The sequence below is a fragment of the Uniformispora flossi genome (assembly GCF_049534875.1).
Lineage (GTDB): Bacteria > Actinomycetota > Actinomycetes > Streptomycetales > Streptomycetaceae > Yinghuangia > Yinghuangia aomiensis.
The window spans coordinates 149,666-164,483 of sequence record NZ_JBMULZ010000011.1 but is presented as its reverse complement, the minus strand read 5'-3'; the positions used below and the strand labels follow the sequence as shown (position 1 = coordinate 164,483).

Genomic DNA, 14,818 nt, shown 5'->3' with positions numbered 1-14,818 from the left:
CCGGCCCCAAACCGAAGGGAAGAAGATGTCGAAGACCCGGCGGATTACCGCCGCCTCCGTGTGCGCCGTCGGCGCCGTGGCCGGCGCTATCGCGATGGCCGGCCCGGCGTTCGCGGCGGGCACCGGCACGGCCGTCTACAACTGCACCGACTCCGTCGGCGGCAGCTACCCCGGCGTGACCGTGAAGTACGTGCGCAACAGCGCCAGCGTCCTCACGCTCACCGCCGCCATCTCCAGCCCCGCCCCGATCGGCGTCGGCGACATCACGGGCAACGTCAGCTGGGCGACCAACCCGCCCGCGCCGATCGGCGGCCTGGTCAACACCACGACCACGAACCCGATCGTCCTGTCTGCGCCCACCAGCACGGCTCTGCCGACCGCGCCGGCCAACGTGGACCTCAGCATCCACAGCGGCGGCAGTGGTGGCCCGGTCATCGCGACCGTGCACTGCGGGTGGTCCAGCACGACCTCGTGGCCCGTCGGCGGTATCTGATCCCACCCGGCAGGGTCCGGTCGTGAACACCGCACGGCCACCAAGACCCGGCCGCCAGGCCCAGAGTGCCCACCTTCGCTGCCCGTACCGCTAATACGGGCAGATAGGCAGGCACTCGCGGCCGCGCTCAAGGGCAACTGCCCTGCGAGCGTGCGGGTTTGACGCTACAGCACCCCGCACACTCAGTGCACAGGCGCAAGAGCGGAAAGTGGCCTCCGGCTTCGGCCGGGGGCCACTTTTCGTCGTCCCGGGGCGCCGGCCGGGCTGCCCCGACGCGCCAACCAACGAAACGGAATCGACCATCCTGACACCGCGCCACGCCCCGGTCAATGGGTGATGACAAGATCAACTTGGTGACACGTGTCGATTTATCGAATGCCTCGCGAGAGGCCTCCAGAGACCCTAAGAATCATGGTCAGCCCCCGTTGACATGGCCTGATGAACGGTCTTTAATCAAGAGGCTCGGCAGCCTTATCGGAGACCTCGGGGGACGATCTTCGACACCCCCCGGGGCTGCCTCGGTATTCGAGGTCCGTTAATTGCGCGTGCGATATTTTCGCATGCGCTTTTTTCGCAGGCCGACCCCCGGGCCCACTGCCCGGCATTTCTCGCCCGGCGGTAATAACCAGGGCTGCGATTCGGGAAATACGCTGCGCATACAAAAATCGACGGAGCGTCATCCGCGGCACGTAATGCGGATTCGCACATCCATCCCGGTTTTGTGAACCCCGGCAAACCGACCGTCGAGTTGGAATGTCGTGCCACCGGACCCCGGGTGCGGGCCGCCGAACACTGGTGTGCGGCACGGCGGAGCCGACGGCGGCAGCCGGTCGCGACACGCCCCTACATGCCCTCTACGCTGCAGGTTTTCAGGTTGGCACGTAAATGATTTAGTCTGTGCCGAATGATGCCGGAGGAGCGGTTTGTCGGCGGGGTCGTCGACATCGAGTTCACCGCCGACGACGTTGCCCGGACCCGGTTCGCGGTCTCCCCGCTGTGGGAGGTCGTTGCCAGCGTCCGTGTGCTGATGGGTGCGGACGAGCAAGGCCTGCACCGCGTTTGGACCCACCAGGCCCTCGACCGGATCGCCGCGGCGAAGCTCCGGATCCCGATGCTGACCTCGCTGGTCGAGGTCCCGACGCTGAGCATCCCGGGCTTCCTCGCGGCACCGCCGACGACGGCGCACCCCACGCTCGACCTCGAACTCGCCGCACTGCGGGCAACACCACCGGAGTTGGTTCGCACGTCGCCGTTGGGGCCGGTGCGGGCGGTCGCCGCGATGCGGAAGGATCCGGCGCGGTCGCTGGCGATGCTCGCGGAGGAGATCGAGGCGTATTGGGAAGTGGCCATGGCGCCGTTCTGGCCGCGCGTCCAGACGCTGGCCGAGGCCGATGTCCGGTACCGGGCCAAGAGGTTCGCGGAGGGTGGGGCGCAGCGGCTGTTCGCTGATCTGAGCCCGGATGTGTCGTGGCATGGCGACACGCTGCACTTGAGGCACCGGTTCACCAGTGGGCGGAAGACGCTCGGGGGGCGCGGACTGCTGCTCGTACCCTCGGTGTTCGTCGTACCCGAGGTCTTCGTGACCCTCGGGTACGACGAACCCCTGCCGACGCTCCGGTACCCACCACGGGGGGATGTGGGCAACCAGGCGTGGCAGCCGAGGCCGGAGCCCGGCTCCGCGGCGTTGGCGCGCATTTTGGGGCGGGGGCGCGCCAACATTCTCGCGGAGCTTGGGGCCCCGGCGTGCACTGCGGACCTCGCCCGACGGCTCGGGAAGACGCCGGGCGCGATCTCGCAGCATCTGGGGGCGATGCGGGCTGCCGGACTGGTCAGCGCGCACCGCAGCGGTCGGATCGTGTTGTACGCCCGAACGCGGGTGGCGGAGGCGCTATTTGAGCGCCCCGGTGAGTGAGGCCCAGGAGGCGGAGGGGATGAGGAGGTGGCCCCGGTTCGCGTCCTTGGAGTCGCGGACGGGGACGAGGGTGTCGGCGGTCGTGTTGACCTCGACGCAGTCACCACCGCTGCCACCGCTGTGGGAAGACTTCCGCCAGGCATCGGCGACCTCAAGGCACTCACCGCCGCTGCCACCGCTGTACGTGCCCTTACGCCAAGCGTGGGCCACCTCAATGCAGTTGCCGCCGTTGCCGCCGCTGTACGACGACTTGCGCCACCCGATGAACCCTGCCCGGTCGGTACGGGTCATTGCCACTCCTCAGCCCAACGCTCAATGGCCACAAGCGATTCCTGCGGCGACAGTGCCGCCGCTCGGACAAGATCGTAGGCCGTCTGAGCACGGGCAACCAGCGCCGGGTCGTCCAGCAGATTGCCGGTAAACACACCCTCAACGTAGGCCACGGGAGGCGCATCCTCGAAGGTCATCAAGAAGATTGGTCCTTCCATCAGCGCGTGTGCTCCGGCCACTGATGGGACCACCTGAACGATCGCCTTCTTGTCCCTGATCAGCTTGGCGATGTGCTGGCACTGGGCCCGCATCACCTCGTGCCCGCCGATGGGCAACTGCAACGCGAACTCGTGCAGGATGAACCACAACCTCGGCTTTGCCGAGTTCTCCAAGAGGCGCGCCCGCTCCATCCGGGCGCGGATACCGTCCTCGATCTCCTCTTCGGGCCCCCACGGCATCCAGGCTTCGAAGACTGCCCGCGCGTAGCCCTCGATCTGCAACAGCCCTGGCACCAGGTTCGGCGAGAACTCGCAGATGCTGTCCGCCTGCTGCTCCAGATCGGCAACCTCAGCGAAGTACACGGCGTGCTTGGTCTGGTTCACCAACTCGCACAGTCGCGCCAGCAACCCGCCGCTGTTGAGGATCTCGTCCAGCCGCACGGACATGTCCATCTGGGGCTTCCGCACCGCCGCCTCGATCTGGCCGAGATACGCCCCCGAGCAGAACACCAGCTCCCCCAACCGGTCTTGCGTCAGGTTTGCTTGCTCGCGCAGCCGGCGAAGCTCGGCACCGTAGAAAGCACGCGGTGACTTCGACGGGTCCAGGTACTTCGGGCTGCCCATGATCCAATCCCCCTGTCCGGCTTCGCCGTTGCTGGCTGGCCAACACTGTCAAGACTAACTCCGGACAGCGACGCTGGAACCACACTCTGCAACATTTTCGAGAAGGGGTTCCACTCATGCCACCCGCTTTCGAACGCGTCTTCGACCTCCCCGACGACCCGCGCGCCGCCGGTCTCGCGCGGGCGCACACCCGCGCCTTCCTGCGCGGACGTGCGCTCGCCACCCTTACGGATGACGCCGAACTGCTCGCTTCCGAGCTGGTCACGAACGTGATCCGGCATGCCGGCGGCCGTCCACAACTCACTCTGACGAAGGACGCGTCCGCGGTGCGCATCGGCGTGTCGGACAAGGGCTTCGGCCTCCCCTCCCTCAAGGCCCCCGACCTCGACACCCTGACCGGCCGCGGCCTGTTCCTCGTCGACCGCCTGTCGGCGCGGTGGGGATTCACGCGTGAGCCAGACTGTTCGACCGTGTGGTGCGAACTGGCCACCTGACCCGTCCCCGCCCCGCGCCCGAGCCCGCGTACGACCCCAGGAGCCCCCGTGACCGCCAGCACCCCCGGACCGCCCGGAACCGGCACCGGACCCGGCCCCGGACGGCCTCGCGATCCGCGTACCGACGACGCGATCCTCGACGCCGTCCGCGAGCTGCTGCGCGAACAGGGCTACAACCGGCTCAGTATCGAGGGCGTCGCCCGCCGTGCCGGGGTCTCGCGTCCGACGGTCTACCGCCGCTGGCCGACCAAGGCGCACCTCGTCCACGAGGCCGTCTACCCGGCCCAGGACGTCCACTTCGCCGCGCCCGACGACGACTCCGCCGAGTCCGCCGCCGGGCGCGACTTCACCGACGACATCGAACGCTTCGTGGAGGCCGCACTGGTCTCCTTCCAGCGCCCGGAGACCGCCTCGGCCGTCCCCGGCCTCCTCGCCGACTACCGCGACCAGCCGGAACTCCGGGAAGCCCTGAACACCCGGCTGGACGCCGTCCGCGCCGCGTTCCGCGACCTCGTCGACGCCGCCGTGGCCCGCGGCCAGGCCCGCCCCGACCTCGACGCGGACCTCCTGTACGACACCCTCAGCGCCGTCGTCCTCTACTCCACGCTGAGCAGCAGCCGCGCCGTTGGACCCGGCTTCGCGCGCTCGGTCGCCGAGCTGGTGGTCGGCGGTGCGGGGCGCGGCGATTAGCCCCGGGAATGTCACACAAACAGCTCCGACAATCACACAGAATAGTCGGAACGATAGGCGACACGTGTCATCAACATCATTTTCCTTTTCTTGATCTTTGTTGATCCATAATCATGGCTATACGTAGCGAAAATATCGCCGGACACCTTGACTCTCGCCATGCCTTCGGCCACGGTATTCACCGGAACATCGCGCTGGCACCCCCTCTGAACTGGCACTTCAGCCGATCCTCGCCTGTCGAGTGGAGGGAGAAATCCCCATGCGCACCTTCCGCAAAACTGCTGGTACCGCCTTGTGTGCGGCCGCCCTCACCACCGGAACCATCGCGTTGGCAGGACCCGCGTCCGCGGCCGGAACCGGTGAAGCCTTGTACAACTGTTCCGACGGCCTGGGCGGCAATTACTCAAACGTCGACATTTTTTTCAACCGCACGACCGGCGGCTTCCTGACGGTGGGCACCGGTCTCACCATGACCCCCGGCCCCAGCGGAACCACGGCGATGTTGAGCTGGGGCGGAACGCCGCCAGACATCCCGGGGCTGACGGAAGACCCGCTCCATCCCGGCCAGTTCTCCAAGTCGGGCACCCCCAGCCTGCCGACACCGCCGCGAACGATCATCAGCCACATCCCGACGACGCCGCCCGTCACGGTCACCTGCGTGTACACCGCCACCGTGCGCTGGCCCGTCGGCGGGATCTGATCCCGCACCGCGGGATCCCTTGCGACGTACCCCTGCTCCGATCCGAAAGGAAGAGGACATGTCCAAGCTTCGACGCGCGGCCGCCGCGGCGGCCTGCACTGCTGCACTCACCACGGGCACGTTCGCCATGGCCGGGCCGGCAGCGGCGGCCCCGGGATATTTGACCTACGACTGCACGATGGGAGCCGCGACGTTCACCGGTGTGGACGTCTCGCTGCAGCGGACCGCAGCGGGCCACGTAACGCTCGTCGTGGACATCACTCCCCCGCCCAGCATCGCCGCTGACATCTTCGCCAACGTCGGTCACGCCGTGCTGTACAACCACTACGTCGTAGTTCCCCCCGGCCCATTCTTCCTCGAAGGCGACACCTTCATCCCCATCGGAACGCCGCCGCCGACACTGGACCTGCGCTTCATATCCGCGGGCACCACGATGAACTGCACCCTTGTGCACGTCTGGTCGTGGGACCCAAGCATCTGACGGCGCCCGGCCCGACGAAGCGTGCCGCCCGTGGATCCCTCCACGGGCGGCACTTTGCGTGCGGGCATTGCAATCCTTCGCGGCCCTCAATATTTTACGTGTCGTAACGTAAAGAAATTCGGAGGCCTACATGACGACCACCCCCACCCCGCTCACCGAACCGTCGATCCACAGCGACGGGCTGAACCGCGAGCGGATCCACGCGAACGGCATCACCTTCTCGGTGGTCGTCGAGGGCGACCCGAACGGGCAGCCGGTCCTCCTGCTGCACGGCTGGCCGGACTCCTCCGCGCTGTGGCGGTACCTCGTCCCGGTGCTCGCGGACGCCGGATTCCGCGTCATCGCCCCCGACCTGCGCGGCTGCGGCGACACCGACCGTCCTGAGGACGAGTCGACCTACGCGATCGCGAACATCCTCGCCGACGTCAACGCGATCCTCGACCACTACGGCATCGACAAGGCGCACGTCGTCGGCCACGACTACGGCGCCGTCCTGTCCTGGTCATTCGCGGGCTACTTCCCGCAGCGCGTCGACCGGCTGACCGTACTCTCGGTCGGCCACCCGAACACCTTCAAGGAGCGCAGCGTCGAGCAGAACGCCAAGTCGTTCTACGTGCTGCTCTTCCAGTTCCGCGGCGTCGCCGAGACCTGGCTGTCCCAGAACGACTGGGCCAAGCTCCGCGAGTGGCTGGCCAGTTCCCCCGACGTCGACGAGTACGCCCAGCACCTCGCCCGCCCGGGAGCCCTCCAAGCCGCCCTCGCCTGGTACCGCACCAACGTCACCCCGGAATCCCTGGTGACCGACGCGCTCCCGACTCCCACGGTGACGTCCCGCACGATGGCGCTGTGGGGCACCGAGGACATTGCCCTCACCGAGGACTTCATCACCCGCTCCGCCGAGCACGTCGACGCGCCGTTCCGCTACGAGCGCTTCGAAGGCGCCGGGCACTGGTTGTCCCTCGAACGCCCGGCCGAGGTCAACAAGTTCGTGCTGGACTTCCTGACCGGCGAGTGATCCGCGGGTGGCGGCGCAAGGTCATGCCGTGGTCGGTGCCGCCACCCCCGGAACTACCGCGTCAGGATGCGCCGACGACCCGCGTCAGCTCACTGAACGGGACCGGCGCGCCGAGGATCCGCTCGGCGACCCGGTGCCCGGACTGGAAGGCGCCGTCGACCGTGGCCGGCGAGGTGCCCCAGGTGGCTTCGCCCGCGAAGTGCAGGACGCCGTCGACGGGTTCGCCCAGCGCGTCGTGGTCGCGGTGCGACGAGCCCGCGGCGATATAGGAGTAGGAGCCGAGGGCGAGCGGGTCGCTGCCCCAGCGGGTGATCCAGTGCGCCGTGGGCTCGGGGACGGCGTCGCCGTAGATCCCGCGGAGGGAGCCGACGACCGACGCGACGATCTCGTCGTCCGTCTTCTGTTCGATCTCCCGCGCCCAGGCACCCCCGGCGAAGGTCAGCAGCATCGGCGTGCCGCTCACCGCGGAGACGTCGTACCAGGAGTGCCATGGGACACCAGGGCGGCCGTGCTGCCGGATCGCGTAGACGCCGTCCGGCCAGAACCGCTCCGGGAACTGGAGGAAGACCTTGTTGAACACGCCCATGCCGAGCCGCGCGATCGGTCCGGCGACGGCCTCGGGCAACGCGGGCGTGAACGTGATCGCTCCGGCCTTGAGCACGCCCAGCGGCACGGTGACGATCACGTGGCGGGCCTCGAAGGACGCGTCCGCGGTCTCGACCCGCACGCCGTCGCCCGTCCGGGTCACCGCGGTGACCGCGGTTTCCAGGCGTACGTCGAGGCCTTGGGCGAGCGTCCGGGGAACCACGTCGTAGCCGCCCGGGAAGATGACCTCGTCGCCGTCGATGGCGTCCTCGTCGAGGCCGTGCGCGTCGACCTGCTCGATCTCCGCGCCGCACTGCTCCTCGGTGCGGTGGCGGTAGAAGGCTCGGAGGCGTTCGACGCGTTCGGCTTCCCAGCCGGTCTCGGTCAGGGTGCGATCGGTCGCGGTGGCGTAGCTCTCGCCGGGAGCCGCCGCCGCGGCGGTACGCAGGAGCGCTTCGTCGGCCGCGGCGACGTCGGCGATCCACTGGCGGGTCGCCTCGTCGTCCAGCCGTTGCCGCGACGCGTCGTAGTCGGCGATCGGGCGGCCGCCGGCCTGGAAGCTCCCCACGGTGAACTCGCGCGTCTCGATCCCGAGCGCGTCGACCAGGTGCGCGAGCGGGTTGCCGTTGATGCCGTGGATCCACGAGGCGCCGCGGTCGACGGAGAACCCCGCCTCGCGGTCCGTCCACATCCGCCCGCCGATGCGGTCCCGGGCTTCGAGCACCACCACACGCCGTCCTGCGTCGTGCAGCAGCCGTGCCGCCGTAATGCCGGAGATTCCGGCTCCGACGACGATCGTGTCCAGCATCTTCCACCGTTCCCAGGGGACGTTCAGTCGGCATTTGGGAGCGTATCGGGCCGAATCCGCGCACCGTTTGCGGGGCCGACCGGGAGAGTCGGCCCCGCGGACCGGCACCCGTCCACGTCAGGAGCCGAGGACCGCGCGGATCCGCTCCGCGGTGCCCCGCGGCCGGAAGACGTAGCCGTTGTGGCCGCCCGGGAACAGCTCCAAGGATGTGCCCAGTTCACCCGCGAGCATCGCGGCGCTCGCGTGTGGCCAGACGTGGCGCGAGTTCTCCCCCGCGGCCGGCACGATCCTCGACGTCGTGCCCTTGAGCGTGGCCACGTCGAGGACGTGGCCGCGGATGGCGGGCAGGTCGTACGTCAGGAGCACCTCCGCGTCCCGCCGATGCTCGGGCGGCGGGGTCCGGGTCGGCAGGTCCGGCTCGGCGTCGCTCGGGTCGATGTCGATGTCGGCGGCGAACCGGCGCATGGCCGCCACCGCGCCCTCCGCCCGGAAGATCTCCTCGACGGCCTCCAACTGCCCCAAGGCGACGTGAGGTTCCGGCAGCACCTGCGGGACGGCCGGTTCGTGCGCGATCAGCGTCGCGACCTGCTCCGGGTGCCGGACGGTCAGCTCCAGGGAGATCAGGGCGCCGAAGCTCGTCCCGTACACGAATGCGGGCTCCGACGTCAGCGCGGACAGCAGTGCGGACACATCCTCGGCGTGTGTGCCGATCGACGTGGCGGGGGCGTCGGTCGCGCTCCCCGCCAGGCCGCGGCGGTCGAAGGTCAGGACCCGGTAGCGGTCAGCGAGGTGGCGGGCGAGCGGTTCGTTCGCGTCGACGCCGTGGTGGCCGCCCGCCACCAGCAGGAGCAGCGGGCCGTCCCCGCGGACGGTGTAGCGCAGCCGCGCGCCGGGGACGGCCAGGACGGATTCCGTGACGGTTGCTTCCATGATGCGACCACCGATCTGCTCGTCGGACGGGCCTTCGCTCGGCCCGCCACCGATCGTGCCGCCGCCGTCCGGACCGCGAAATCGGAGGCCTTCCCCTAGGAGTCGCGCTCCCAGGATGAGCCGCACGCGACCCCGGTGCCCGCCGGCACCGCCCGGCTATCCTGCGAAGGCGATGACACCGAACCGCCCCGACCTGGCCGATTTCCTGCGCCGCTCGCGCGAGCGGCTGACACCGCGCGACGTCGGACTGCCGGAAGGGACGCGGCGCCGTATCCCAGGCCTGCGCCGCGAGGAGGTCGCGATCCTCGCCGGGATGTCCGCCGACTACTACATGCGGCTGGAGCAGGCCCGCGGCTCCCAGCCCTCCGTGCAGGTACTCGCGGCGCTGACGGCGGCGCTGCGACTGACCGAGGACGAGCGGGACCACCTCTATCTGCTGGCCGGACACCGCCCACCCGAGGGCGCCCGGGCCGGGGAGTATCTGCGGCCGGGTCTGCGCTACCTCCTCGACCGGCTCGACGACGTGCCCGTGCAGGTGGTGAGCGACCTCGGCGACCTCCTCGCCCAGAACGACCTGGCGCTCGCCCTGTTCGGGTGTGTGTGCACGGTCGCCGAGGAAGACCGCAACATCGTGCTGAGCTGGTTCACCGACCCGGACGTGCGCGGCCACTTCGCCGCCGAGGAACACGACGAGCAGGCCCGGCAGCTGGTCGCCGACCTGCGCGCCGCGACGACCCGCCGCGGCGACGACGAGGCCTCGCGCGCGCTTGTGGCCCGGCTCCAGGCCGCGAGCCCGGAGTTCGCCGAACTTTGGGAGCGGCATGAAGTCGCCGTCCGCCGCTCGCACCCCTACCGGCTCGTGCACCCCGACCTGGGGCGGATCGACCTCGACTGCGAAGTCCTGGCCACCCCGGCCGCGGACCAGCGGCTGCGGATCTTCACCCCGCCGCCCGGCGGCACCTCGGTCCTCGACGAACTGCGCGTGCTCGGACCGCAGCACCGGCACCGCGCGGCCGCACCGTAGATCCGCCACGCCGAGGGTCACTCGCCCCTTGACCGGCTCACCGCCGCCCTCGATATTCGGCGCATGCCGACCCCGGATCCGGACGCACGCCCGGCCATCGATGCCGCCGACCTCACCGTTGTACGCGGCGGCCGCACCGTCCTCCACGACCTGACCTTCACCGTCCCGCGCGGCAGCGTCACCGGCCTGCTGGGCCCGAGCGGCTGCGGCAAGACCACGCTCATGCGCGCCCTGACCGGCGTCCAGGCGCACGTCCAAGGCACCCTCACCGTGCTGGGCCGCCCCGCCGGACACGCAAGCCTCCGCACCCGGCTCGGCTACGTCACGCAGGCGCCGTCCGTCTACACGGACCTCACCGTGCGCGAGAACCTCGACTACTTCGCCGCGTTGCTGCGCGTCCCCAAGACCGACGTCGACCGCGTGATCCACGAAGTCGACCTGGACGCCCACGCCAAGGACCGCGTCTCGCACCTCTCCGGCGGCCAGCGCGCCCGCGTCTCCCTCGCCGCGGCGCTGCTCGGCACGCCCGAACTCCTCGTGCTCGACGAACCCACCGTCGGCTTGGACCCCGTCCTCCGCCGCGACCTGTGGGACCTCTTCCACCGCCTCGCCGCGGACGGCGTCACGCTCCTCGTCTCCAGCCACGTCATGGACGAAGCGGACCGCTGCCAACGCCTCCTGCTCCTCCGCGACGGCAGACTCCTCGCCGACGAAACCCCGGACTCCCTCCGCGAAACCACCGGCGCCGCGGACGCCGAATCGGTGTTCCTCGCCCTCATCGAAGCGGGTGCGGGCGCCCAAAGCCCCGAGAGCGCCACCCGTTCCAGCGGAGAGGCCGATCCCCGATGACCCCGCTCCTCGCCACCGCCCGCCGCGTCCTGGCCCAACTCCGGCACGATCCGCGGACGATCGCCCTGATGCTGCTCGTCCCGTGCCTGCTGCTCGCCCTGCTGCGGTGGCTCTACGCGGGCAACGCACCGATGTTCGACCGCATCGGCGGCCCGCTGCTCGGGATCTTCCCGTTCGTCGTCATGTTCCTCGTGACCTCGGTCGCCACGCTCCGGGAGCGCTCCAGCGGCACCCTGGAACGCCTTCTCACGCTGCCCATCCGCAAGTTCGACCTCATCGGCGGCTACGGCCTCGCCTTCGGCCTGATGGCGGTACTCCAGGCGCTGCTCGCCACCGGGCTGTCCCTCGGGCTTCTCGGCCTCGACATCGCCGGGTCGACGTGGCTGCTGCTCCTGGTCGCTGTGTTGGATGCGCTGCTCGGCCTCGCCCTCGGACTGCTCGTCAGTGCCTTCGCCGACACCGAGTTCCAGGCCGTCCAGTTCATGCCGGCGGTCGTTCTTCCGCAGTTCCTGCTGTGCGGGCTCTTCGTCCCGCGTGACGACATGCAGCCGGCGCTGCGCGTGATCTCCGACGTCCTGCCGCTCTCCTACGCCGTGGACGCCATGAACCAGCTCACCAAGTCACCCCACGTCGGAGGCGACTTCGTCGTCGACATCGCCGTCGTCGCGGGCAGCGCGACAGCAGCCCTCGTGCTCGGCGCGACGACCTTGCGCCGAAGGACGGCGTAGCGCTTCCCCCGAATGGCGGATTGGTCCTACGACCCCAACTCGGCAGACTCGTCCGGGGATTCGCACCAACGAGTCCTGTCCCGGGAGGCGCTGCCTCCGGGGCGGGACGGGCCGACCTGACCACGACGGCCCGTCCTCCGCACATCCGGCGGTGCCGCGCACCTCCGAGCGCGGCACCGCCGCCAGGGACCGGACACGTCGAGCCGCGGCGTGAGCCCGGCAAGCCGGAGCCGCGCTCACTGCTCCTTCACCGCCTGCTCGGCGCGGTATCCGGCCGGGACGCCCTCGACCAGGATGATGTCCGCGTCCATGTGGCGGGTGCGGAGCGGGAGGATCTCGCGGTAGGCGGGGCTGTCCCACCAGGCCGTGGCGGCGTCCATCGACGGAAACTCGATGACGATCGTCCCGGCGTCGCCCCAAGTGCCTTCCATCACGCGCAGGTCCTTGGGGGCGTGGACGATGAACCGGCCGCCGAACGGGTCGAGGGTGGCGTCGATGCGCAGCAGGTACTCGACGATCTCGGCGTTGAACCGGACGGAGTTGACCTGGGCGATGGCGTAGGCGGTCATGGCGGGCTCCTCGTGGGTCGGGGTTTCCGGCTCTTGCGCCGGTCCCGTGTCGGGTCTTCGGTGCGGGGCGCTTGCGGCGTCTCCCTCTGCCCATGAACCTACGGAGCGGCGCCGGGGGCGGAATCAGTCGCGCATAGGTAATGCGGAGTCGGGTGCCCGGCGGCCAACCCGTACCGTGACCGGTACGGCAGCCGGATCGGTCCCCCGACCGGCATCTCGCGAACCTCGGAAGGGGCCGATACGCATGGGCGCACGTCAGCTGGACACCGGCGCGGACGGGCTGGTCGCCACCGTCGAGGACGGCATCGCCACGCTCCGCATCGACCGCCCGCAGGCGAAGGGCGCCCTCACGGCGGCCATGTGGTCGGCGATCCCGGGCCTGCTGGACGTGCTGGCGCAGGACGCCGAGGTCCGGGTCCTGGTCCTCCGCGGCACCGGCGGGGTCTTCTCGGCCGGCGCCGACATCCGCGAGCTGCGCGGGCACTACGCCACCGCGGAATCCGCCGACGCGTACCACGCGCTCAACGCGACCGCCGAGCAGGCGCTGGCGGCGTTCCCCAAGCCCACCATCGCCCTGGTCCAGGGCCCGTGCGTGGGCGGCGGCTGCCAGCTCGCGGTCGCGTGCGACCTCCGCTTCGCGGACAGCACGGCCCGCTTCGGTGTCACCCCCGCCAAGCTCGGCATCGTCTACGACGCCACGTCCACGCACCGCCTGGCGCGGCTGGTCGGCGTCTCGACGGCGAAATACCTGCTGTTCACGGCGGACCTGATCGACAGCCGGCAGGCTCACGAGGCGGGCCTCGTGGAAGCCGTCCACAGCCCCGAAGACGCCGAGGAGCGGGTCTACGCCGTCGCGGCCACGATCGCCTCGCGCTCCCAACTGACCGTGCGTGCAGCAAAGGACCTGCTGGGTTCGGAAACGATCGATCCCGACCGCGTCCACGCCTGGGAACAGGCTTCGCGTGCTTCCACGGACGTCCAGGAAGGCCTGGCCGCGTTCACCGAGCGCCGGGCGCCGGAGTTCACCTGGGGCGGCTAGCCGAGGAGTCCCGCCAGCCCGATGCCGAACATGCCCAGGCCGACGACGAGACAGACCGGCATCATCACCAGGATGAGCGCCACGGCGGTGACCTGGTCACGGTTGGCGACCACGGAGACGGTCGTGGGTGTGGTCGGCAGGTACGTGATGTCCTCGGTGTCGCCGACCTCGCGGGCGCTGTGGACGGAGAGCCGGTCCGTGACCACCTCGGTGCCGTCCGCGGTCGTGAACTCGGCGACGATCCAGTGCGTGTCGCCGTCGTCGTCGGTGTCATAGCCGACGCGAACGACCACCGCTGTCGCGGGCATGCCGTCGCGCTTCATCTTCCGTTGGGCGACGAAGGTGCGTATGCACCACCACCCCAGGTACGCCAGGAAGGCGCCCAGCAGAACGAAGAAAATGTCGCGCACCATGACCCGGATGGTGTCGTACGGCCGGAGGCAGGACAACGGGCATATCCCTCCGGCACGGAGGGTGCTCACGCCGTCGCACGCCGGGCGGATCGCGGCGGCGATCCCCCGGCGTGCGGCGTGGTCAGGTCACGGCGGGCGGACGTGGTGGTTCACGTCCGGTGCCCGGGTCAGCGCGGGGCGACGCCCCAGCTGACGGACTTGCCCGGCTTGTCGTACGGCTCCTCGGTCCACTCCGCGCCCGCGACCTTGCTGCTGCTCGGGGCGAGGGCGATCACGCAGGTGTCGAACGACTTGCCCTTGGTGAAGGCCGTCGGGGCGGTGTGGTCCGTGCACTTGGGGAAGTCGGCGCCGAACAGGATCAGCGGCTGCGCCATGCCGCCGTCCGGCATCAGGCCGTGCATGTTGGTCGCCGACGTGTACGACAGGTCCGTCGTCCCGGCGTTCGTGATCGTGTACTTGATGTAGTACGGCGTCAGCCCCGCGATGCTTCCGCTGCCGGTCATCTTCAGCGAGGACAGGTCGGCCGGCGAGCCCGCGTCGATCGACGTCACCGTCATGGTGACCGTGCCCTTCGTCGAGCCGCTCTGGAAGTCGATGGTCGCCGCTTCGCCGATCTTCAGCGTCGTGCCGGGCTTCGCGGCGCTGCCGCCGGAGCCCGAGCCGCCGCCGTTCGCCGCGCTCGTCGGCGCCTTCGAGTCGGACGACGAGCCGGCCGAGGAACCCGCGGCCGACCCCGCCGAGGGGCTGTTCGAGGCGGCGGCCGTCGAGACTCCGGACGGCGGACCGCTGTCCGGGTTGGTCTTCTCGCCGCTGTTCTTCTTGGAGTCGTTGCAGCCGGTCAGGACCAGCGAACCGGCCACCACCAATCCGGCTATCGCCGCGACGGACCTCCGCGTCCGGAAGACGTTCATGGGTTCCTCCCCGTGGGTAACGCAAGTGATGCACGTGGCCTGTGTGATGGCACAGCGCGCCGAGC

Annotated in this window: 18 protein-coding genes; 11 read left to right on the top strand and 7 right to left on the bottom strand. The window is 69.9% G+C overall.

All coding sequences use genetic code 11. The features are described from left to right. Window positions 1–25: 25 nt before the first annotated feature. A complete protein-coding gene (locus tag ACPA54_RS23895) occupies window positions 26–493 on the top strand; it encodes a hypothetical protein (RefSeq protein WP_423532917.1) in 468 nt (155 codons plus the stop codon). Between the two features lie 904 nt (window positions 494–1,397). Continuing rightward, on the top strand, window positions 1,398–2,405 hold the full coding sequence (locus tag ACPA54_RS23890) for an ArsR/SmtB family transcription factor (RefSeq protein WP_423532915.1): 1,008 nt from the start codon (window positions 1,398–1,400) through the stop codon (window positions 2,403–2,405). On the opposite strand, the gene ACPA54_RS23885 is transcribed toward ACPA54_RS23890, so the two are convergent. After that, window positions 2,382–2,696: a DUF397 domain-containing protein gene (locus ACPA54_RS23885; RefSeq protein WP_423532913.1), complete on the bottom strand. Its 315-nt coding sequence runs from the start codon at window positions 2,694–2,696 to the stop codon at window positions 2,382–2,384. The genes ACPA54_RS23890 and ACPA54_RS23885 overlap by 24 nt on opposite strands. After that, entirely contained in the window at window positions 2,693–3,517 is an 825-nt protein-coding gene (locus ACPA54_RS23880) for a helix-turn-helix domain-containing protein (protein WP_423532911.1), read from the bottom strand. The genes ACPA54_RS23885 and ACPA54_RS23880 overlap by 4 nt, the downstream gene beginning before the upstream one ends. 116 nt (window positions 3,518–3,633) lie before the next feature. Between ACPA54_RS23880 and ACPA54_RS23875 the strand changes: the two genes are divergently transcribed. From ACPA54_RS23875 to ACPA54_RS23855, 5 genes are all read left to right on the top strand, one after another. Continuing rightward, window positions 3,634–4,011: an ATP-binding protein gene (locus tag ACPA54_RS23875; protein ID WP_423532909.1), complete on the top strand. Its 378-nt coding sequence runs from the start codon at window positions 3,634–3,636 to the stop codon at window positions 4,009–4,011. Window positions 4,012–4,059: 48 nt separating this feature from the next. Beyond that, complete coding sequence (locus ACPA54_RS23870; protein WP_423532907.1) at window positions 4,060–4,701, top strand: TetR/AcrR family transcriptional regulator; 642 nt, start codon at window positions 4,060–4,062, stop codon at window positions 4,699–4,701. Between the two features lie 259 nt (window positions 4,702–4,960). Further along, on the top strand, window positions 4,961–5,401 hold the full coding sequence (locus ACPA54_RS23865; protein ID WP_423532905.1) for a hypothetical protein: 441 nt from the start codon (window positions 4,961–4,963) through the stop codon (window positions 5,399–5,401). A gap of 58 nt (window positions 5,402–5,459) precedes the next feature. Then, complete coding sequence (locus ACPA54_RS23860) at window positions 5,460–5,882, top strand: hypothetical protein (protein WP_423532903.1); 423 nt, start codon at window positions 5,460–5,462, stop codon at window positions 5,880–5,882. Between the two features lie 130 nt (window positions 5,883–6,012). Beyond that, window positions 6,013–6,897 carry an alpha/beta fold hydrolase gene (locus ACPA54_RS23855; RefSeq protein ID WP_423532901.1) on the top strand — a complete coding sequence of 295 codons (885 nt, stop codon included), beginning with the start codon at window positions 6,013–6,015 and terminating at the stop codon, window positions 6,895–6,897. Window positions 6,898–6,958: 61 nt separating this feature from the next. Here ACPA54_RS23855 and ACPA54_RS23850 read toward each other — a convergent pair whose 3' ends face one another. Both ACPA54_RS23850 and ACPA54_RS23845 read right to left on the bottom strand, forming a co-directional pair. Next, window positions 6,959–8,398 carry a flavin monoamine oxidase family protein gene (locus tag ACPA54_RS23850; protein ID WP_423532899.1) on the bottom strand — a complete coding sequence of 480 codons (1,440 nt, stop codon included), beginning with the start codon at window positions 8,396–8,398 and terminating at the stop codon, window positions 6,959–6,961. Between the two features lie 9 nt (window positions 8,399–8,407). Beyond that, the gene (locus ACPA54_RS23845) at window positions 8,408–9,220 is read right to left on the bottom strand and encodes an alpha/beta fold hydrolase (protein ID WP_423532897.1); all 813 of its coding nucleotides are present in this window, start codon (window positions 9,218–9,220) and stop codon (window positions 8,408–8,410) included. Window positions 9,221–9,392: 172 nt separating this feature from the next. On the opposite strand from ACPA54_RS23845, the gene ACPA54_RS23840 reads away from it, so the two are divergent. The 3 genes from ACPA54_RS23840 (at window position 9,393) to ACPA54_RS23830 (ending at window position 11,821) form a co-directional block, all read left to right on the top strand. After that, the gene (locus ACPA54_RS23840; RefSeq protein WP_423532895.1) at window positions 9,393–10,244 is read left to right on the top strand and encodes a helix-turn-helix transcriptional regulator; all 852 of its coding nucleotides are present in this window, start codon (window positions 9,393–9,395) and stop codon (window positions 10,242–10,244) included. A gap of 63 nt (window positions 10,245–10,307) precedes the next feature. Next, window positions 10,308–11,093 (top strand): ABC transporter ATP-binding protein, encoded by a 786-nt coding sequence (locus tag ACPA54_RS23835; RefSeq protein ID WP_423532893.1) that lies wholly within the window; start codon window positions 10,308–10,310, stop codon window positions 11,091–11,093. After that, the gene (locus ACPA54_RS23830; protein ID WP_423532891.1) at window positions 11,090–11,821 is read left to right on the top strand and encodes an ABC transporter permease; all 732 of its coding nucleotides are present in this window, start codon (window positions 11,090–11,092) and stop codon (window positions 11,819–11,821) included. The genes ACPA54_RS23835 and ACPA54_RS23830 overlap by 4 nt, the downstream gene beginning before the upstream one ends. Before the next feature lie 236 nt (window positions 11,822–12,057). Here the strand turns inward: ACPA54_RS23830 and ACPA54_RS23825 are convergent, their stop codons facing one another. Continuing rightward, window positions 12,058–12,390 carry a DUF1330 domain-containing protein gene (locus ACPA54_RS23825; RefSeq protein ID WP_423532889.1) on the bottom strand — a complete coding sequence of 111 codons (333 nt, stop codon included), beginning with the start codon at window positions 12,388–12,390 and terminating at the stop codon, window positions 12,058–12,060. 244 nt (window positions 12,391–12,634) lie between these two features. On the opposite strand from ACPA54_RS23825, the gene ACPA54_RS23820 reads away from it, so the two are divergent. Beyond that, window positions 12,635–13,429, top strand: coding sequence for an enoyl-CoA hydratase/isomerase family protein (locus ACPA54_RS23820; protein WP_423532887.1), 795 nt, complete (start codon window positions 12,635–12,637; stop codon window positions 13,427–13,429). On the opposite strand, the gene ACPA54_RS23815 is transcribed toward ACPA54_RS23820, so the two are convergent. Together ACPA54_RS23815 and ACPA54_RS23810 are read right to left on the bottom strand one after the other, a co-directional pair. Beyond that, a complete protein-coding gene (locus ACPA54_RS23815; protein WP_423532885.1) occupies window positions 13,426–13,842 on the bottom strand; it encodes a DUF3592 domain-containing protein in 417 nt (138 codons plus the stop codon). The two genes, ACPA54_RS23820 and ACPA54_RS23815, sit on opposite strands and share 4 nt — an antisense overlap. A 167-nt stretch (window positions 13,843–14,009) precedes the next feature. Continuing rightward, window positions 14,010–14,753 carry a hypothetical protein gene (locus ACPA54_RS23810; protein ID WP_423532883.1) on the bottom strand — a complete coding sequence of 248 codons (744 nt, stop codon included), beginning with the start codon at window positions 14,751–14,753 and terminating at the stop codon, window positions 14,010–14,012. Window positions 14,754–14,818 lie beyond the last annotated feature (65 nt).